The sequence below is a fragment of the Streptomyces sp. NBC_00984 genome (genome assembly GCF_045162475.1).
In the GTDB taxonomy this organism is placed as follows: domain Bacteria; phylum Actinomycetota; class Actinomycetes; order Streptomycetales; family Streptomycetaceae; genus Streptomyces.
On sequence record NZ_CP108734.1, the window covers coordinates 254334 to 272900 of the forward strand.

The 18567-nt window shown below is 68.1% G+C and carries 16 protein-coding genes and 2 pseudogenes; 8 read left to right on the forward strand and 10 right to left on the reverse strand.

Going from position 1 to position 18567, the window contains the following annotated elements:
- Window positions 1–170 precede the first annotated feature (170 nt).
- Window positions 171–709: pseudogene (locus OG520_RS01230) on the forward strand (SDR family NAD(P)-dependent oxidoreductase).
- A gap of 174 nt (window positions 710–883) precedes the next feature.
- Here the strand turns inward: OG520_RS01230 and OG520_RS01235 are convergent.
- Window positions 884–2333 (reverse strand): annotated as a pseudogene (locus tag OG520_RS01235) (amidase).
- Window positions 2334–2459: 126 nt separating this feature from the next.
- On the opposite strand from OG520_RS01235, the gene OG520_RS01240 reads away from it, so the two are divergent.
- Complete coding sequence (locus OG520_RS01240; RefSeq protein ID WP_406011830.1) at window positions 2460–3086, forward strand: TetR/AcrR family transcriptional regulator; 627 nt, start codon at window positions 2460–2462, stop codon at window positions 3084–3086.
- Between the two features lie 96 nt (window positions 3087–3182).
- On the opposite strand, the gene OG520_RS01245 is transcribed toward OG520_RS01240, so the two are convergent.
- The 3 genes from OG520_RS01245 to OG520_RS01255 all read right to left on the reverse strand — a co-directional run bounded on the left by OG520_RS01245 (window position 3183) and on the right by OG520_RS01255 (window position 5186).
- Window positions 3183–3491: a hypothetical protein gene (locus tag OG520_RS01245; protein ID WP_406011831.1), complete on the reverse strand. Its 309-nt coding sequence runs from the start codon at window positions 3489–3491 to the stop codon at window positions 3183–3185.
- Between the two features lie 148 nt (window positions 3492–3639).
- The gene (locus tag OG520_RS01250; protein ID WP_406011832.1) at window positions 3640–4005 is read right to left on the reverse strand and encodes a DUF4440 domain-containing protein; all 366 of its coding nucleotides are present in this window, start codon (window positions 4003–4005) and stop codon (window positions 3640–3642) included.
- 233 nt (window positions 4006–4238) lie between these two features.
- Complete coding sequence (locus tag OG520_RS01255; RefSeq protein WP_399330682.1) at window positions 4239–5186, reverse strand: NAD(P)-dependent oxidoreductase; 948 nt, start codon at window positions 5184–5186, stop codon at window positions 4239–4241.
- A gap of 588 nt (window positions 5187–5774) precedes the next feature.
- Between OG520_RS01255 and OG520_RS01260 the strand changes: the two genes are divergently transcribed.
- Genes OG520_RS01260 through OG520_RS01270 form a run of 3 tightly spaced genes read left to right on the forward strand, consistent with a single transcriptional unit; the run spans window position 5775 to window position 7440 of the window.
- Complete coding sequence (locus OG520_RS01260) at window positions 5775–6428, forward strand: hypothetical protein (RefSeq protein ID WP_406011833.1); 654 nt, start codon at window positions 5775–5777, stop codon at window positions 6426–6428.
- A 25-nt stretch (window positions 6429–6453) separates the two neighbouring features.
- Entirely contained in the window at window positions 6454–7212 is a 759-nt protein-coding gene (locus OG520_RS01265; RefSeq protein WP_406011834.1) for a site-specific integrase, read from the forward strand.
- 36 nt (window positions 7213–7248) lie between these two features.
- Window positions 7249–7440: an alpha-L-fucosidase gene (locus OG520_RS01270; protein WP_406016391.1), complete on the forward strand. Its 192-nt coding sequence runs from the start codon at window positions 7249–7251 to the stop codon at window positions 7438–7440.
- Between the two features lie 184 nt (window positions 7441–7624).
- Here OG520_RS01270 and OG520_RS01275 read toward each other — a convergent pair whose 3' ends face one another.
- Together OG520_RS01275 and OG520_RS01280 are read right to left on the reverse strand one after the other, a co-directional pair.
- Window positions 7625–8905, reverse strand: coding sequence for a hypothetical protein (locus OG520_RS01275; protein WP_406011835.1), 1281 nt, complete (start codon window positions 8903–8905; stop codon window positions 7625–7627).
- 15 nt (window positions 8906–8920) lie between these two features.
- The gene (locus OG520_RS01280) at window positions 8921–12286 is read right to left on the reverse strand and encodes a PQQ-binding-like beta-propeller repeat protein (protein WP_406011836.1); all 3366 of its coding nucleotides are present in this window, start codon (window positions 12284–12286) and stop codon (window positions 8921–8923) included.
- Between the two features lie 527 nt (window positions 12287–12813).
- Here OG520_RS01280 and OG520_RS01285 point away from each other — a divergent pair.
- The gene (locus OG520_RS01285; protein ID WP_406011837.1) at window positions 12814–13245 is read left to right on the forward strand and encodes a hypothetical protein; all 432 of its coding nucleotides are present in this window, start codon (window positions 12814–12816) and stop codon (window positions 13243–13245) included.
- Here the strand turns inward: OG520_RS01285 and OG520_RS01290 are convergent.
- The 4 genes from OG520_RS01290 to OG520_RS01305 are packed head-to-tail and all read right to left on the reverse strand — an operon-like array spanning window position 13215 to window position 16137.
- Window positions 13215–13673, reverse strand: a complete 459-nt coding sequence (locus tag OG520_RS01290; RefSeq protein WP_406011838.1) for a hypothetical protein — start codon at window positions 13671–13673, stop codon at window positions 13215–13217. The two genes, OG520_RS01285 and OG520_RS01290, sit on opposite strands and share 31 nt — an antisense overlap.
- Window positions 13674–13697: 24 nt before the next feature.
- A complete protein-coding gene (locus tag OG520_RS01295; RefSeq protein ID WP_406011839.1) occupies window positions 13698–14474 on the reverse strand; it encodes an ABC transporter permease in 777 nt (258 codons plus the stop codon).
- Entirely contained in the window at window positions 14471–15439 is a 969-nt protein-coding gene (locus OG520_RS01300) for an ATP-binding cassette domain-containing protein (RefSeq protein ID WP_406011840.1), read from the reverse strand. Before OG520_RS01300 ends, OG520_RS01295 begins: the two co-directional genes overlap by 4 nt.
- Before the next feature lie 29 nt (window positions 15440–15468).
- Window positions 15469–16137: a DUF4097 family beta strand repeat-containing protein gene (locus OG520_RS01305; protein ID WP_406011841.1), complete on the reverse strand. Its 669-nt coding sequence runs from the start codon at window positions 16135–16137 to the stop codon at window positions 15469–15471.
- 262 nt (window positions 16138–16399) lie between these two features.
- On the opposite strand from OG520_RS01305, the gene OG520_RS01310 reads away from it, so the two are divergent.
- Together OG520_RS01310 and OG520_RS01315 are read left to right on the forward strand one after the other, a co-directional pair.
- Window positions 16400–17134, forward strand: a complete 735-nt coding sequence (locus OG520_RS01310) for a helix-turn-helix domain-containing protein (protein WP_399330870.1) — start codon at window positions 16400–16402, stop codon at window positions 17132–17134.
- A 486-nt stretch (window positions 17135–17620) separates the two neighbouring features.
- Window positions 17621–18517 carry an aminoglycoside phosphotransferase family protein gene (locus OG520_RS01315; RefSeq protein WP_399330704.1) on the forward strand — a complete coding sequence of 299 codons (897 nt, stop codon included), beginning with the start codon at window positions 17621–17623 and terminating at the stop codon, window positions 18515–18517.
- Window positions 18518–18567 lie beyond the last annotated feature (50 nt).

Genomic DNA, 18567 nt, shown 5'->3' on the forward strand with positions numbered 1-18567 from the left:
GGTCCCGCCACGTGCGGATCATCAGGCCAAGTCCGGTTACGGGCGTCGCCGACATGACCTCCATCCTCCTGCATCCCGGGTCGTGCGTGTGTGCGCGAGGGTGGTACTGGTCTTCCTACCGTCGAAGCGTCCCTGGCCCGGCCCACCTCGTCGGGATCAGCATCGAGCGCATGACGATTACCTTCATCACCGGAGCCAACAAGGGTCTCGGCCATGAGACCGCCCGCCGCCTGATCGAGTGTGGCCACACCGTGCGCGTCGGAGCGCGCAACCGCGAGCAGGGCGAGGAGGCCGCCGTCGCGCTCGGCGCACGCTACGTTCCCATCGATGTGACCGACGACGCGTCCGTGACCGCCGCGGCCGCGAACGTCGCCGAACGCGAGGACAGGGATCGATGTCCTGATCAACGGTATGGGGCCCCCTCGCCCTCACCCACGATCCCGGCCGGCCCCAGTCGCACGTCGTCGCGCCGCTGTACACCTCGTCGAAGGCGGCGCTGACGATGTCGACCATGCAGTACGCCAAGGGGCTCAAGGGCATCCGCGTCAACGCCGCCGACCCCGGCTGCACCGCGACCGACCTCAACGGTCACAGCGGCCCCCAGACCGTCACCGAGGGCACGGACGCGATCGTCGCCTTCGCAACCGAGGAACCCGGTGCCGGCACCGGACGCTTCGTCTCCCGCCATGGTGAGATCGCCTGGTCCTGACACCGGCCGTGCCGGATCGGCCATTTCAACTGAACGAGTGGCAGGTGGAAGTACCGCGAAGTGGCTGTGCGGGTCCGGACCCGGGGACGCCGGGAGTACCGGACGACATGCACGACGTGATTCTCCCACTTGCTCAGTACATGACCCGTGGACTCCCGGCTCCAGGAGCACTCCTCAGTGGCCCGTGTGGTTCCCTGCCCACACCTTGGGAGTCCGGCCCGACCACGGGCTTGCGTGTTCGAGCTGTCCGGCGAGGCGGAAGAGGCGGTCTTCGAGCCCGTATCCGGCGGCGAACTGCATACCGATCGGGAGCCCCGTCTCCGCGTCGGCCGTCACAGGCACGGACATGGCGGGCGTGCCCGCCACATTGAACGGCATGGTGAAGGGCGAGCGGTCGTTGAGGCGGTCGATCCAGCCAAGGCCGTCCAGCGCCTCTGCGCCCTCGGCATAGGTGCCCAAGGGCATGGGAAGTTCCGGCAAGGTCGGGGTGAGCAGTATGTCGTGAGCGTCGAAGTACCGTGCCAGGCTTCGGGCAACGCGGTTGCGGATCGCGAGAGCGGCGACGAACTGGGCGCCACTGACCCGCTGTCCGTGGTGGTAGCCGGCAAGGGTCATCGGTTCGAGGGTTGAGGAGTCGATGGGCCGGTCGAAGGCGGCAGCCAGCCCGTCGACGGAGGCCGTGAGATTCGCCGTCATCAGACGGGCGTTGGCCAGGACGAACTCCTCCCAGTCGGCCCCGAGGCCGACCTTGACCTCCTCCACCTGGTGGTCGAGGGATTCGAGCAGACGCATGGTACGAGTGAGAACGTCGGCCACTGGCCTGGTGGTGCGCCGTCCGCCCCATGCCTGGGTGAGCACACCGATCCGCAGCGACCCCGGGGGGCGGGTGACTTCCTCCGCGTAGGGCCGGGACGGCTGCTGGGCGAAGTAGGGGTCACCCGGTTCCGGTCCACGGATGAGGTCGAGCAGTGCCGCACTGTCGCGTACCGTGCGGCTGACGCTGCCGTGCACGGCCAGCCCGTTGAAGACTTCGTCGACGCCGGGGCCCATCGAGACCCGGCCGCGGGTGGGTTTCAACCCGAACAGGCCGTTATAGGCGGCGGGGATGCGGAGCGAGCCTGCGGCGTCGGTGGCGTGCGCGATCGGGACCACCCCGGCAGCGACAGCCGCGCCCGCGCCCCCGCTGGATCCGCCCGCGCTCAGCTCCAGGTTCCACGGGTTGCGGGCCGGGCCGTACAGCTCTGGTTCCGTCGTGATGCTGTAGGCCATCTCCGGTGTCGCGGTACGACCGAACGTCACGAGGCCGGCGCGACGGAAGCGCAGCATCAGGGAGGAGTCGGCGCCGGCGACGTTGCCGACCGCGAGACGGCTGCCCAGCTCCATTCGCCTCCCGGCCATGGTGACTCCGATGTCCTTATCAGGAAAGGGACCCCGGCCAGCGGTGTGCTGCCACGGTGGGGCTCGTCGTCGGTCGGCCATGTCTCCACGATGGCGTTGATCTGCGGATCGACCGCCTGGGCGGCCTCGCGTGCGGTTGCTTCCAGTTCGGCGGGGGCACCTCGCCCCTGGCCACCAGCTCCGCGAGCCCGACCGCGTCGAAGCTCACGTACTCGGCAACTCCCACTGTCACCCCCAACAGAAAGGAACGATACCGTCGAGCACCTAACGATACCGAGCGGTATCTCATGGAACAGGCTGGTACCGTAGCAGGGAGTGTGGGTGCCGACCGACCGGACGTCACGGAGCAGTCATGACATCGACCACCAGAAGGCCGAGCAGGGTGGCGAAACTACCGCCCCGTGAGCGCATCCTCGATGCGGCGGAGGAGCTCTTCCAGAGCGAGGGGATCCGGCGGGTGGGCGTACAGACGATCGCCGAGAAGGCCGAGACCACCAAAATGGCGATCTACCGGCACTTCGAAACCAAGGACGCGCTGGTCGCGGAGTGGCTGCGGATTGTCGCCGCCGACTACCAGGCGGCCTTCGACCGGGTCGAGGACGAACACCCTGGTCGGCCCAGGGATCAGATTCTGGGCGTGGCCCGTTTCATCGCCGAGGGATTGCCGGCGATCTCGCATCGGGGCTGCCCGTTCATCAACTCCATCGCCGAGCTGCCCGACCACTCTCATCCTGCACGGCAAGTGATCGAGGAGCACAAGGCCCACCAGACCCGCAGGATGGTCGGCATGTGCGCCGAGGCCGGGCTGCCCGACCCCGAGCAGGCCGCGGCCGAGATCACCTTCGTACTCGAAGGCGCGCAGGTCAGCACGCAGAACGGAAGCATCGATCAGGCGGGGGATCGACTGATGAGGATCGTCGAGGGGATCGTGGATCGGCACCACTCCCCCCTCGGCGTATCCCGGGCAACCACCGACTGACCGCCCCACACCCGCGCCCCCAATACCGAGAACCAGCCGCCGGAACCAAGGCTGCCGTGCTGCACTTCGCCCGGCCGCCCAGGCCCCCGTACAACGCTAGGACAACCTCCCGTTTGTCCCACCTGCCGTGCCCCAGCGACCGATGGACTCCTCCAGGGCGCGGTGCTGCTGCCCCTCCCGGGTGATCTGCTGTGCGAGCGCGGCGCGGTCGACGTGGGGATCGACGGTGGCGCGGACCAGGCGCCGCGGTTCCACATGTTCCAGGGCTTCGACTTCCCCTTGCAAGGAGTGGTCGAAGTCGAAGCCGCAGCGGCGGGCGAAAGCGGGCGGGCGTGGGTCGCCGCGTTTGCCCTCGGTCGCGGGCAGCACGCACTCGTTGACGGCCCGGTCGTAGGTGAGCAGCACGCGCCGGGTTCGGGTCCAGCAGCCGGTTCATGTCACCCAGCGACGTCACTTGTCGACGGGTTTGGGAGGTACGGGGCCTTGCCGGGGCAGCATCCGGCCGCGCGGAAGGAACCGTCAAGGCCGGCTGAAACCGGCGGCGATCGATCGCTCAGCTCGTCAAAGTGCCCTGGTGGAAATACATGCGCCAGCCCACTTCCGTCAGACGCCACACGGAACTCCGCCATGCTCGGCGCCCGCTGTGGTCGGCGAAGTACGTCAGATGAACGATGCCGGGAGCGAGTACGGCCCCCGACATCTCGCTGACCTTCACCGGGGCTTCCGGGGCCACCGAACCGTCACTCGTCACCGTGAGGATCGACGTCGCATCCCAGCGCCGCCCCGACGCTCCGATCTCAAGGAACTCCGGGTCCAGGAGCTCGGAGACCAGGGCCGGCGAAGCACGCACGTCAGGGTCGAGAAGCCGCATCTCCGCCTCAATGGCCGCTTGAACGGCCCACTCACTCTCGTCTGCCATGCACGGACCCTACTGACGCTCCTCGTCACATCACAGCGAATAATTCACGCAACGCAGGCAGCGACACTGGCAATGACGTCGTTTCCGGTCAACATTTATGGCTGGGTTGATCACCGACTATCTCCGGAACCCATGCACACATGCAGTCGCAAGACGTGCACGAAGCCACACGATGTTGTCCTTTCTCACCGAAGCCGGTCGCCGTCTCATCCAACCCGGTTGAGCTACAGGCGTCAGGCGTGCGGCGACAGGCCGTCGTCCACGGGGACGTTCTCGGCTTCCAGCGTGATGCCGGAGTTCCTGGCCTGCTCAAGGAGCAAGGCGGCGAAGTCCTCCTCGACATGCCCTGCCCCGACGGCACCCGCGACGAGCTGAGCGGTGGCGGCGGCGAGTGGCATCGGGACCTCCAGCTCGCGGGCTGCGGACAGCCCCAGATCGAAGTCCTTGCGCAGCAGCGGCATGGTGAACGTCGGCTTGAAGTCCAGGTTGACCAGCGCAGGCGACTTGTAGCGGGTGTAGACCGAGCCCAGCACGGAGCCGTTGAGAAATTCCAGGAGAGCGGCACGGCTGACACCACCCTTCTCCGCGAGGACGGTGATCTCGGCGAGCGACTGGGTGAGGACACCGAGGAAGACGTTGTGCGCGATCTTGACGAGACGGGCGACCTCGCCCTCTCCGACGTAGGTCACCCCGTGCCCCAGCAGTGCCAGCAACGGCTCGACCTGGTCGAACACCGCGCGTGAGCCGGAGACGGCAACGGTCAACTTGCCTGCGGCGATCACCTGCGGGTTCCCGCTTACCGGGGCGGCCAGGAAGTCGGTCCCACGCTTGGCGGCTGCTTTGCGGGTCAGCGCAGACATCTGCGCGGACACCGTGGAATTGTCGACCAGCACCCCCGGTGCGGCATCCGGCGAGGTCAGCACGCCGCCAGGGCCAGTGGTGACCGCCTCCAGGTCGGGCGATGCGGAGACCGTGGTGAAAACGACGTCCCGGTCGGCCAGACCGGCCGCCCGGTCGACGATCTCGGCTCCCCGTTCAGCCAACGGTTCGGCCTTGGCGCGGGTCCTGTTGTAGACAGCTACGTCGTGCCCCGCGTCCAGCAGCCGGGCGGCGAGCTGGAAGCCCATTCGGCCGGTACCGATCCAGCCGATGCGCGGGCGGTCCTGGGCGGCATACGTCATTCTTTTGTACCTCGATCCTGGAGGACGGCTCGGCCTATGCGGCCCTGTTGCTCACCGACCGGACCGCCGCACGCGACCGGCAAGGTGCCGACACGCGACGGCCTCTGCGTCAGATTGCATGACCATCCCGCCCTGCCGGAGGCGGTCAGGATGGAGACCTGCTGGACCACACCCGCGTATGCGAGCGAAGATGAGTCTGCCTCCCCACACACTCGCTCGGCTTCAGGCGCAGCCGCAGGCACTCCAGGCGGGTGACGGTGTGCCTCGCCCGGACCCCACCGACCGGGTTGGATGGGACGGCGACTGACTTTGTTGAGAACGCCTTCGTCGCGGTCGTCATAGCGACGTCCCGCTCCTGGGTCGCGCCGGGTGGAAGGGATGCGGGCATCGGGCGCCGGCTCACCCGAGACGATACGCCGACGGATGCCACTGGCGATGCGAAGGCTCCATAGCCGTGATCGCACCGAATTAGGACACTTTGTTCGGGTCACTGAGCTGCCGTCAGAACCCGGCGTGGACCGATGCGTTTGATTGAGGACCGGCTTGATCCCCTGAACCGGCAGGGGGTGGTCGGGCAAGACTCACAGGATGATCTTCGTTGCCGAGGGGCCCAGCGCCGCAGGAAAGAGCCGCTACGTCAGCTCACTTCAGATTCCGAAGGCAGTTTGCGAACTTGCCGGGCATCTTCGATCGGATGATGCGGCGCCTCTTGAAGAGACGAGCGCCTTCTGGGTGCGCCGGAACGAAGAGAGGTGGGCAGAGGCCGTCCATGACGAGGGCGCGCAAGGTATCGCGGTCTGCGATTCCGATCCCCTGAAGCTGCGCTACGCATGGACCCTTGCGCGCGCAGGTCTGGATGTCACGGCTGACGCGTTCACCTGCCAGCTGAGGCTCGTCCGCGACTCTCTGAAACGCAAGGCACTCGGCATCGCAGACCTGGTCGCCTGTGCCGTCCCGTCCGAGTCGGTCCTTCGCACCCACCAGGCCGGGGACACCACCCGCACACGCCGAAACTTCGAGACGCATGTCCGTCTGGCTGCTCCCTTGAAGGAGTGGTACGCAGCCCTGAACGACGTGGATCCAGGACGCGTCGTGTGGAAGTGGCCCGAGGAACCGCTGCCGGGCAAAAGGCGCGAACGCTATGACTTGGACCTCTTCGACGCCTGGATGGACCGACTTCCCCCTGTCTTACGAGGGCTTCCGGGTCAACGGGCGGCCCATGGGCAGATGCCCGCAATATGAAGGCCGGCCAGGCGAACGAGTACCCGTGGGGAAGGCCGCGGACATCGACGAGTCGATGACCGATCTGGTGATGCGGCATGACCGGGCCAAGTCGACGCTTCGCGCCTACCAGGGAGCCGTGGGCATGTTCATGGACTACGTACTCAACCCGGTCTACGGGTGGGTGGAGATCTCCCTGGAACGGTTCGGTACACACCCGACGCCGATCCTCCATGACGGCAACCGCCGCGAACACCTCGTGGACTACGAGGGCGAGGCAGACCGCCGACCGATGACCCGGGAGGAGTGCCAGCTCTTCTTCGACCACATTGACGAGCGTGTTGAGCGGGCGGCGAAACGGGGCCGGAAGGGTGACTCGACCGCCTACCGGGACTCCACCCTATTTAAGACGATCTACGGGTGGGGCCTGCGGGCCCCCGAGGCGTCGGGCTTGGACGTCGTTGACCTCTACCGGAACTCGAAGGCTCCGCACTTCGGCCGGTACGGCGTGGTGCATGTCCGCAAGGCCAAGGGCACCGAGGGCTCGGGGCCCCGCCGGCGGAACGTCGCCAGCATCATGCCGTGGGCAGTTGAGTCTCTGGAGGACTACGTCGTCAACATCCGGCCCCGTTACGGCTTCCTCAGCCACCCGGCGTCGTGGCTGACCGAACGCGGCGGCCGGCTGCGGGTGCGCGGGATCGAGGACCGGTTCGCGCTCTACCGCGACGAGTTGGAGCTCCCGAAGGAGCTTACGCCGCACTGCCTGCGGCATTTTGTCTCTGCTCCGTTTCCGCGTGGTGATTGACTGCGGCTGAGCGGTTGACCAGGCAGCAGCGACACTCTGGACACGAACCGCACCTGGTTCCACACCACATCCACAGGGCAACCGCGTTCGTCCCAGGAGATCGTCGACAACCTCCACAAGGCCAATGCCGGCAACTCCCTCTTCCCGCTGAACGTCGGTCCTGACGTCAGCGGTCGGATACCCCAGAACTACGTCGACCGGCTGAAGGAGATCGGCAGTCTGCAGTAGCCGATGCCACCGGGGGCTCCCTCTGTGGTCTGTGGTCAATGCCCGGGAGAGTCTCCGAGGCCGTCCTGGTTACCGGTCTCGCGCCGTCCGGCCTGCGGGAGCAGGTCGTCCCCGCCCGGTTTCAGGCCGGACGGGGGCGCCCTTGTCGTACAGGGACGTCACGGAGCTCACAGAGCTACGGAGATCACGGAGCGAGGAGGTGGCCTGCGGCAACCGCCGACGCGACCGTCCCTCCGGCCACCACCGCCGAGGCCGCGAACAGCGGAACCCTCGGCGCCCACGTCCGCAGCGTCCTGGAGCGGGAGACGCGGTCCAGTAGGGCGTCCCGGCCGCGCAGCACGATCAGGCCGACGCCCGTGAGCGTCAGCGCCATGCCGAGGCCGAAGGCGACAACCATCGCAAGGGCGATGCCGACCTTGTCGGTCAGCAGGCCGGTGAGCAGGACGAGGAAGGCGGATGGTGAGGGGAGCAGGCCGCCCGACGCGCCGAGAAGCACCAGGCCTCGCCAGGTGAGGAGGGACGGGGCATCCGGGATGTGATGGCTGTGTCCGTGATCGTGCCCGTGGTCATGCCCGTGGCCATGCCCGTGATCGTGATCAGGCCCGTGATGGGAATGGCGGTGGCTTCGGTGGCGCAGATGCCGCCGCAACAGGCTCACCCCCACCCCGGCCACCACCAGCGCCGCGATCAGCTGGAGCCATCCCGTCAGCGCCGCGATGTCCGGCGTGCTGTTCGCCGCCAGCCACCAGCCGACCGCCAGGGCGGCGACCGAGAACGTGTGCATCACTGCGACGATCCCGCCCAGCCACACCGCGTCGCGCGGCCTTCCCTTGGCGCCCACCAGATACCCGGCGGCCAGCGACTTCCCGTGCCCCGGCGCGCAGGCGTGGAGCGCACCCACGGCCGCGGCCACGAGCAGAGCCAGCGGGAGGGCCGCGCCGTGGTCGAGCAGTGAGGTCAAGTCGGTTGTCCAGGCCCGCCGGTCCGAAGCGGCCGGTGAGGCCACGGCGGTCCCCGCGGCCGTCGGTTTCAGGGTCAGCGTCCGCGTCGGCTCCTGTGCCGTGTGCAGCCCGCCGGAGCCCGTGCCCGTCACCGACAGTGTCCGGTACGCCGGGTCGACGTCCGTCAGCGCCGTGACCGTCAGTTCGATGCGGTCCACCGGCCGCGGGCAGACGAAGTGGAGCTTCACGCCGTCCGCCCGGCTCACACGGCAGGGGCGGCCGTCCTGGCGTACGACGATGTGCGAGCGCAGATAGCCCGCCTCGTCACCGCCGGACTCGTTCTTCAGGACGGCGATGTCGTCCCGCTGCGCGGACCAGGTCGCGTCGACGGTGGCGCCCGCCGCCTCGATCTTCACGACGGGAGGGGTTCCGAAGGGGTGCGCCTGCGCCGTCCCCGCGCTGCCCAGGAGCAGCGCGAGGACGGCAGCCAGCAGGAGCAGCACCCCGCTGCGAGGTGATCGCACGGTGGTGCTTCCCCTCTACTTCCGGCGTGCGGCGAGCGCGTGGACTGTGCCGTCGTCCGTGAGGGCGAAGACCCAGTCACCGCTCACGGAGAGGGCCGAGGCCACTCCCGCGCCGAGGTTGTACGAGGCGACCTGCGTCCCGCTTGCCCGGTCCAGGACGAGCAGGCGACCGTCCCACGTCCCGACGTACACATGGGACTTCGTCACCAGCGGGTGCATGGTCGGCGAACCGGCACCGGCCGAACAGCCCATGGCGACCCGCCACTTGTCGTCCAGCGGGCTCTCCCCCGCCAGATAGCCGGACTTGGTCTCCCACACCGGCTTCGACGGATCGGTCGCGCCCGTGTCGTACGCGCGTACGACGCCGTCCCGGCCCGCGACATAGGCGTGGTCGCCCCACACGGCCGGACTGGTGAGCGGAGCGCGCCCCGGCTCGCAGGTGCTGCCGCCGCCCAGCTTGGACTCCCAGGTCACCGCGCCCGTCTTCGGGTCGTGTCCGCGGACGCCGTACGCCGTGAATGTCACCAGCTTCGCCTCGCCCGTGGCCGGGTCGGTCAGGACGGGCGAGGAGTGGCTGTCGATGTCGCCCGCGGTGTCCTTCACCCACAACTGAGTGCAGGTCGCAAGGTCCATGCCGATGACGGTGTTGCTCGACATCGACTGCAAGTAGGCGGTGTTGGAGCCGGGTTCGCGGATCACCGTGCTGTGGGCCTGACCCCAGGAGAACGCGGCGTCGAAACCGCCGGGCAGCATCCCGCCGGTCTCGGCGTCCCGGCAGCGGACCGTGTAGGCGTCCTGGTAGACGGCGACCGAGCGGCTCTCCGCGCCCGCCAGCGCGAAGACGCTGACAGGTCCGCCCGCGCGGCCGTAGCGGCGCACGGTGTCCCCGTGGGCTTCCTCTCGGTCGATCGACTGCCAGACTATGCGGCCACTCGCCGTGTCCAGCGCGTAGATCCGGCCGACGCCGGTGGTCAGATAGACCATGCCGCCGTGGAGCGTCGGCGCCGACTCGGCATCACCGTCCAGGTACGTACGCCACAGCTCACGCCCGGAGGCGATGTCGTACGCGAGCATCATGCTGTACGGCGAGTCGAAGGCGCGGGACGAGACAATGAGCTTGTCGTCCGCGACCACCGAGCCGTTGAGGTTGAACTGCTCGCCGGTGTGGCGGGCCCACCTGAGGTCGAGCTTCGCGCCGGGCTCGTCGCCGCTCGCGGACCGCCCGACCTCGTCGCCTCCCTGCCGCAGCCAGTCCTGCCCGGTCCTGGGCTTCGCGAGCTCGGAGTCGCGCACGATCTCGAAGGTGTTCTTCACGACGGGGAACCGCTTGCCCCGGGTGTCGTACGCGACCGACTCGACGGTGTACGTGCCGGGCCGCAGCCCGTGCAGTGTGCCGCTCGCCCGCGTCCAGGCCCCGCGTGCGTCGGGGCAGGGCTCCGGCGTGCCACCGGCCGGGGTGTAGCAGTTCTCGATGCCGGGTCGGGACGCCCCCTTGCCGAAGCGCACGTCCTGACGCTTCACCAGGTGCCCTCGGCTGTCGCGGACGGTGAGTACCGCCTTGACAGGCGTGCGGCCGTCGTCCTCCGCGTACACCTCGACGGGCACTGCGGCCTTGGCGCCGTGCACGCTGCCCTGCGCGGGGCTGACCAGCGCGGCGTCGTCGTCGATTTCGAACTGCCGGTGGATGCCGGTCACATGTCCGGTGTCCTCGTTGCGGTGCGTACGCGGATCATCCGTGATCGCGCTGAAGTCGAGCACCTTGTAGTCGGGGTGGGCACCGTCGATGCCGTACGTGCCCTGGTTGTTGATCTCGACGGACCGTTCGAAGGCGCCGCGCCGGAACTCGGCCTGCTGGTTGTGACCGGCGGCGACCATCCGTACGTCGTACTCGGCGAGCTCGTCGATCGTCGGCTGCATGCCGGCGCCCGGACCCCACTGGGTGAACAGAGAGCGGTGAGCGAAGACGAACACCTGCTTGCCGACCGCGTGCCGGGCGAGGTCCCGGCGCAGCCACTCCAGCTGCGGCTTCAGCCCGCTCGCGTCGTAGTTGTCCTCGAGGACGACGATGTGACGGCCGTCGCGATCGAAGCTGTACCACTCGGGGGCAATGTTGCGGCGGTAGTACTCCATGCTGCCGGCGTATCCCTGGGAGGTCGCCGTGCCGCCGAAGTCGTGGTTGCCCATCACCGGATAGAAGGGGTGACCGAGCCGCCCCTCCTCGAGGCCCTTGCTGAACATGTCGTACCCGCCCTGGCGGCGGGGCTCGTCGGCGTAGTCCGTGACGGTGAGGTCACCGGTCGCGATCTGCATCGTCGCGCCGTCGACTTCGGACATCGCCTGGACCTGGCCGGTCCACTGGGGCAGGGCGCCCCGGGCCTGGGCGTCGGAGGTGTTGCTGACCTCGGGGTCGGAGTTCATGACCCACTTCTCGGTGGGGTTCGAGGCGTTGCGGTCGGGTACGAGCGCGAAGTCGACGTCTCTGCCGCCGGTCTCGGGGACCTTGTGGAAGAACTGCGGGATGTAGTCCTTGCGCAGGGCGGGCGTGTATCCGTTGGGCGAGACGATGCTGACGAGGTCGGTCTCGCGCCGCTTCGGGTCGATCTGCAGGCTGTATGAGCCGTCCGCGCCGGTCGTGGTCCACACGGCGCCGTCGGTGACGTCGATGCCGGGCATGGGCTGCTCGCCCCTGTCCCGCTCGCCGTTGCCGTCACGGTCCTTGAAGACGGTGCCCTCAACGGTGACGGTGTCGACCGGATCCGCACTGTCGTCGGCGAAGGCCGCCTGGGGCGCGAGGAAGGACAGCGCGACGACTCCGGCGGTCGCCAGCTGCCGGCGCCGCCGGTTACGGCGCAGTCCGCGGACGAGGAACGGCAGTCGCCAGGCAACGAGCAGCAGTACGACACCGGCGGCCGTGACAAGCGCGACTGTGAGCCAGGGGAACGACGGCAGGGCGTGCGCGCCGCGGACGTCGACGAGCGGGGCGGCGGCAGAGGCGTCGACCGCCGTGCCGTCGAACTCGACGACGACCTGGGTCAGTTCGCCCTTGGCGATGAGCGGGCTCAGGTCGAGCGAGTCGACGTGGCAGCTCCACGCCAGCTCGATGACGACTCCGCCGGGCACGCCGCCGTTGTCACCGGGCACGCCTGAGCCGGTGGCCGGGCAGGGGGCCGAGAGCAGCCCGGCCGCCCACGCACCGGCCTGCTCGGGAGCCACGACGGCGTTGTGCACGATGAGGCGACCGCTGGTGACGTTGTCACCGGGCGCGACTACGAGCTCCGCATGCTCGCGCGTGACATGCGCGGACGCGGCCTGGGCGCCGATGCCCAGCACGAGGAACAGCAGCGCGAGGGCGAGCCCGGCTGTTCTGCATATGTGTTTCATAAAGCGGACGTTAATGATCCGCTGTTCGGTTACCGGTCGGTCCTGGGTGACTTCACGGAGCCGCCCGGAAACGTTCAGCGTCCCGTTCATGGCTGTTGGGTCACGCGGGGCGCTTGAGACGTGCCACCAGCGCTTTCATGTCCTCGATGACAGGGGGCCTTGAGAGCGGAGAAGCCGACGGGATCCTGCGCCTGCTGCGCGACTTCCCGCTCACCTCGATGTTTCGGTTGGGGTGAAGAGACGTTTCCGGTCATCGGCTGTCGGGTGGGCGAAGTGATTTCGCTGTTTGGGCACGGTGGAGCTCCAGCGCGGTGGTCAGGCTCTCCGGGGTCTTTCGGATCGTGGAGGGGCGACCACCGCTCGGCCCCCGACCGCACTGGTGCCGGCCTCCGCCGCGCCGGCCCACGCCGCTCCGCCACCGCTGCGGCCGGGCAACGTGGGCGCGAGGATGCTGACGTTCCAGCCGGCCTTCGACTACGACAGGGACGGCTGTTGCGCGAGCCCGGCAGTTGGCCACCGTCGGGCCGGTGAGCATGTCCGAGTTCGGCCGCAACGTCGGCATCTCGGCCGCTGTGGTCCACCGCCGCGGCGGTTTCCACGACGCGACGCAGGCCCTGTTCCCGCACCTGGAGGTGCTCATCGCCTACCGGCTGCTGTTCGGCATCTACTCCGGGACCATGCCGGTCGGCATCGAGGACCTGGCCACGCAGGACATCGACTGGGCCGGGGACTCCACGATCCTCCTCTCCTACGTCAAGGGTCGCACCGCGGCCGAGAGTCTGAATCTGCCGCGCAGGGTCGTGCGTCTGCTGGAGCAGTGGCTGGTCTACGGTGCCGGACCGGGTCGAGGCAGCCGAGTGGGTCACAGGGCCGCGGAGACTGGCGGGGCGGGACCCGATGGGTGCCGCCCCGCCAGCCGGAAAGGTTTCTACTCGCTGCCAGGGAGTCCGAGGAGGTAGTCGACGAAGCTCTTGTAGGCATCGGCCTTCCGGTAGTCCGATTTGAGCTTCTCTTCCTTGCTCCGCAGATCGGAGGCGAGCTCGGTCTTCATCAGGAAGTCGCGCAGGTGCTGCCCGCCGATCCAGCGGCCGAGGTCCTTGGTGGCGGAGGCCCGGTCGCTGAAAGCCCCCATCCTGCCTTCCTGCTGCATGTTCTGCAGAGCGGCCGCCGCGGCCTTGAACTGGGCCTGGCCGGGGGCCGGGGTTGTACCCCGCTGGTCGTAGTCCTGGCTGACGGCGGCGATGCTGTCGACATCCGGCTGCTTGACCCCGGCGCCGGCGTACAGCGATTGCCGGAACGCCTTGCTCTGCTCCATGCCGATGCTCTCGTACAGGATGGTCTTGCCGGCCGACAGTGCCTCGGAGGTGCTCTGGTTGCCGGTCGTCATCACGATCGGCTCGCTCGCTTTGAGCTACTTGGGGTCGCGGTTGAACTGTGCCTTGGACCAGCGGTGGCCCAGGACGGTCAGGCCCAGGCACCAGGCCAGCGCGATCCACCAGTTGTTGCCGATCTCGGTGCCGAGGAGGAGTCCGCGCAGGGTTTCGATGGCGGGGGTGAAGGGCTGGTACTCGGCGATCGGCTGGAACCAACCCGGCATCGAGTCGAGCGGGACGAAGGCGCTGGAGATGAGCGGCAGCAGGATCAACGGCATGGCATTGTTGCTGGCCGCTTCGGCATTGGGGCTGCTCAGACCCATGCCGACCGCGATCCAGGTGAAGGCCAAGGCTACCAACGCGAGGAGCCCGAATGCTGCGAGCCATTCCAGGATGGTGGCATCGGTGGAGCGGAAGCCCATGGCGACGCCGACGGCGCCGACGAGGACGACGCTGATGACGGTCTGCAGGACGCTGCCGACAACGTGGCCGAACAGTATGGAGCTGCGGTGGATGGCCATGGTGCGGAAGCGGGCGATGATGCCTTCGTTCATGTCGGTGGAGACCGAGACGGCGGTGCCGATGACCGTGGAACCGATAGTCATCAGCAGGATGCCGGGCACGATATAGGCGGTGTAGGCGGAGCGGCCCGCGCCTCCGCTCATGGTGTCGCCGAAGATGTAGACGAACAGCAGCAACATCATGACCGGGGTCAGCAGCAGGTTCAGGGTGAGCGACGGGTAGCGGCGGGCATGCAGGAGATTGCGGCGCAGCATCGTGGAGGAGTCGCGTACGGCGAGTGAGAGGGAGCTCATCGGACGCTCTCCTTGGGCTGGTTCGGCTGTGTGGGCACGGTGGTGGCGGTGAGGGCGAAGAAGACGTCGTCGAGGTCGGGTGTGTGCACGGTCAGCTCGTCGGCCTCGATGCCGGCGGAGTCCAGCCGGTCGAGGATGGAGCGGAGCTCGCGCTGGCTGCCGTCGCTGGGGAGCTGGAGGGTGAGGGACTCGTCGTTGCGGGTCGCCTTGGTGAGGGTGCCGGCTGCGTGCTGGTAGTCGGCGGGATCGGTGAAGCGAAGGCGGATGTGTCCGCCGGGGATGAGTCGCTTCAGTTCCTCGGCCGTGCCCTCGGCGGCGATCTTGCCGTCGTGGAGGACGGCGATGCGGTCCGCGAGTTCGTCGGCCTCTTCGAGGTACTGGGTGGTGAGGAAGACCGTCACCCCGTCGGTGACGAGCTCGCGGATGATGCCCCACATGTTGTGACGTGAGCGGGGGTCCAGGCCGGTGGTCGGTTCGTCGAGGAAGATGATCCCTGGGGTGCCGACCAGGGTCATGGCGATGTCGAGGCGGCGCTTCATGCCGCCGGAGTAGGTGGAGACGGGCTTCTTCGCGGCCTCGGTGAGGTCGAAGCGGTCAAGGAGTTCGGCGGTGACGCGTCGTCCCTCGGTTTTGGACAGGTGGTGCAGGTCCGCCATGAGGAGCATGTTCTCCTCACCGGTGATCAGCCCGTCCACGGCGGAGAACTGGCCGGTGACACCGATCGCCGCGCGGGCGGCCTGCGCCTGGGTGGCGAGGTCGTGGCCGCCGACATGGATCTGACCGGAGTCCGCATCGGGCGAGATGAGGGTGGAGAGGATCTTGACGGCGGTGGTCTTGCCGGCGCCGTTCGGGCCGAGCAGGGAGAAGATCGTGCCTTCCGGGACGGCCAGGTCGATGCCGTCGAGAACGGTCTCGTCGCCGTAGGACTTGCGCAACCCGTGCGCCGCGATGGCCAAGTTGGTCATGAGGAGAACTCCTTCAAAAGGTGCGCGGTTCAGAGACTGTGGGCGGTGATGTCGCCCTGGGAGGTGGTCGCCTTGATGGTCAGGCCGGGGGCGCCGCCGGTGTTCTTCAGCGCGTTGTTGATCCGGCCGTAGCCGGTGCCGGCGTCCAGGGCGGCGGAGACTCCGTGGGCCACACCGACGGTGATGTCACCCTGCTGGGTGTTCAGCGTGAGCGTGCCGCGCACAACCTCGGTGATGTTCACGTCGCCCCGCTGGGTGCTGATCTCGCCGGGACCGTTCAACCGGCCGACCGTGATGTGGGCGTCGAGGCCGGTGAGCCGCGCGCTCGCGGCCTCGTCGAGCTTGACCGAGCCGTAGCCGCCGTCGAAGGCGACATCGCCGAGACGTCCCACGCCGCGGAACTCTGCGGCGGCGGCCTTCGCTTCGACGTGGGAGCCGACGGGCAGCTGGATGGTGACGTCGACGGATCCGGAGTTGCCGAGGATCCGGTTCTTCGCTTCCGGGGCCTGGATCCGCAGGACGCCGTCGGCGTAGGTGACTTCGGTCTGTTCGGCCGTCTTCACGTCGCGGCTCTTGGCGGGGTTGGTGGGCCGGACTTCGACGGTGGTGTCGGTGCGGTCAGCGGCGATGAACTGGATACGTCCTGCGGGGACGTCGAGGACGGCCTGGACGGCGGCGGGGGTGGCGAACTTCTGCATCGTGCTCTCCTTCTCCGGTGTCGCGCGCCCCTTCGGCACACTGTTTCCGATGACAGAAACGCTACGTTGCATTCACGCATCCAGCAACAGCTTCGTTGCGCCAAAAACCTATCTTTGCAGGTAGATATATGAAAGTTGATGCAATGGCCTCGCGCATAACGCAACGCCTCAACTCGCAACATGTTGCAATGAACTGAGAGTGAACGCTATAGTCGGCACACCAGCCACCACAGGGCCGCCCCAGGCCACGAAGGAGACCGCGATGCCGGGAGGCAGGCTCACCCAGCAGGAACGCCAGCAGATCGCACTGGGACTGGCCGACGGCCTCGCCTACGCCGAGATCGCCCGACGCCTGGAGCGGCCGACCTCGACGATCACACGCGAGGTGATGCGCAACGGCGGTCCGACCAGCTACCGTGCCGAAGTAGCTCACCGCGCCACCGAACACCGCGCCCACCGCCGCAAGAAGGCCGCGCCCCGGGACTCGCAGACACCCCCGCAGCCCTACGGACGCGACGCCGAAGAAGTGCGCGCGTACGAGGAAGTGTTCACCACCGCCGTCATCGCTTCAGGCATGCCCACCATGATGTCCAGGGTGACGGCCTGCCTCATCCTCACCGACACCGGTAGCCTCACCGCGGCCGAACTCGCCCAACGCCTCCAGGTCAGCCCGGCGACTGTCTCGAAGGCGATCACGTTCCTGGAGAGCCAGGGCTTTGTCCGCCGGGAACGCGACGAAGGCCGACGTGAGCGCTACGTCGTCGACGACGACGTCTACTACCAGGCCATGATGGCCAGCGCCCGCTCCATCGCCCAGGTCGTCGACACGGCACGCCAGGGCATCCCCGTCCTCCGCCCCGGCACTCCCGCCGCCACCCGCCTCGAAAACATCGCCCGCTTCCTCGACTTCGTCTCCGAAAGCACCGCCCGCGCCGCCGAACAGGCCCGCGACATCCTCCACACAAAACCCGAAACAACCCCGGACACCACCACCTGAGCCACCGCCAGACCCTCAGGGCAGGCAGCCACATACACACCCACCGACCTCACCCGCCACCGGCCTTGCGGCCGACGCCGGCCGGTCACGCCGCACTCGCGGCGGCCTGGCTGCGCCTGGTCGCGTGACCGAGCAGGGAGTCGCGGATCGTGCTCCTGGTGACGGCCGGCTGGTCCGGGTCGAGTGCGGTGCGTCGGCTGACGAGCAGGGGGGTGGCCGAGGCCGGCCCTCCAGTCCTTGCGCCGGTCCGCAAAGAACAACTGCACCGTGACCTCGCGGCATCCACCACCGCCCTGACGGTCTACACCATCCTTCGCAACTCGTCACATATCAGGATGATCTCAAGGCATGCCGAAGTGTCACCCGATGAGACAGCTTTAAGTGTCTGGAGAAACTCGGGTGATGTGGTCCTGGCTGGATGAATGCCGGATGTTGTCTCAGCTGATCAGGTCCGGCTGCCCGAGCCATCAATGGTTGACTGAGGTCATGGACAGCTTCGAGATCGATGAGAACTTGGTGCGCGCTCTGGTGCGAGAGCAGCATCCGGACCTTGCAGAGTTGGACCTGCGTGAGGTGGTCGGCGGTTGGGACAACCAGCTATGGCGTCTCGGGGACGAGTTGGCCGTGCGCATGCCGCGCACGGAGCGAGCACCGTCCCTGCTGCGCAACGAGCACCGGTGGCTGCCCACCCTGGCCCCGTGCCTTCCGCTACCGGTCCCGACCCCCATGTGGATCGGTGAACCCTCCGCACACTTCCCGCGGCCATGGACCATCGCGACATGGGTTCCCGGCGAACCAGCCGACCGCGCCCCAATCAGCCAGGACCGCGCGGCCGACACTTTGGCGGGCTTCCTCAAGGCGCTCCATGTGAAGGCGCCCGCCGAGGCACCGGTCAGTCCGGATCGCGGCGTTCCCCTCAAAACACTCACGGACACTTTCGGAAAGGCACTCGAGGAAGTCGCCTCCGAAGGCGTTGCCGCTGATCTCCGGAATATCCAGGACGTCTGGGACGAGGCCCTTGCGGCTCCCGATTGGCAGGAGCCGCCGGTATGGCTGCACGGCGACCTTCACCCGGCGAATGTCGTCGTCTCGGACGGGACGCTCTCGGGCGTGATCGACTTCGGTGACATGTGCGCAGGCGATCCGGCGGTCGATCTCGCGGCTGCCTGGGTGCTCCTTCCCGCGGGGGCGGCTGCACGGTTCTTCGACGCGTACGCGCACGCGGACGAGGCGACGATCCGGCGCGCACGAGGGTTGGCTGCCCTGAAGAGCCTCGTCCTCATTCTCATCGGCCAGGCCGGGGAGCGGGGCCTGCCCGGCGGCAAACCGACATGGGGACCTGCGGGCCGGGCGGCGCTCGACCGTGTTCTGGCATCAATCTAGCCTCGCCGATTCGGTTGTGGTGGCGTGACGTCGGTGGTCGTCAACTTGTC

Excerpts from the sequence above, each read along its gene's own strand:
- OG520_RS01240 (WP_406011830.1), top strand. The coding sequence starts at position 2,460 with ATGACATCGACCACCAGAAGGCCGAGCAGGGTGGCGAAACTACCGCCC.
- OG520_RS01250 (WP_406011832.1), bottom strand. The coding sequence starts at position 4,005 with ATGGCAGACGAGAGTGAGTGGGCCGTTCAAGCGGCCATTGAGGCGGAG.
- OG520_RS01255 (WP_399330682.1), bottom strand. The coding sequence starts at position 5,186 with ATGACGTATGCCGCCCAGGACCGCCCGCGCATCGGCTGGATCGGTACC.
- OG520_RS01260 (WP_406011833.1), top strand. The coding sequence starts at position 5,775 with ATGATCTTCGTTGCCGAGGGGCCCAGCGCCGCAGGAAAGAGCCGCTAC.
- OG520_RS01280 (WP_406011836.1), bottom strand. The coding sequence starts at position 12,286 with ATGAAACACATATGCAGAACAGCCGGGCTCGCCCTCGCGCTGCTGTTC.
- OG520_RS01290 (WP_406011838.1), bottom strand. The coding sequence starts at position 13,673 with ATGACGACCGGCAACCAGAGCACCTCCGAGGCACTGTCGGCCGGCAAG.
- OG520_RS01295 (WP_406011839.1), bottom strand. The coding sequence starts at position 14,474 with ATGAGCTCCCTCTCACTCGCCGTACGCGACTCCTCCACGATGCTGCGC.
- OG520_RS01300 (WP_406011840.1), bottom strand. The coding sequence starts at position 15,439 with ATGACCAACTTGGCCATCGCGGCGCACGGGTTGCGCAAGTCCTACGGC.
- OG520_RS01305 (WP_406011841.1), bottom strand. The coding sequence starts at position 16,137 with ATGCAGAAGTTCGCCACCCCCGCCGCCGTCCAGGCCGTCCTCGACGTC.
- OG520_RS01310 (WP_399330870.1), top strand. The coding sequence starts at position 16,400 with ATGCCGGGAGGCAGGCTCACCCAGCAGGAACGCCAGCAGATCGCACTG.
- OG520_RS01315 (WP_399330704.1), top strand. The coding sequence starts at position 17,621 with ATGGACAGCTTCGAGATCGATGAGAACTTGGTGCGCGCTCTGGTGCGA.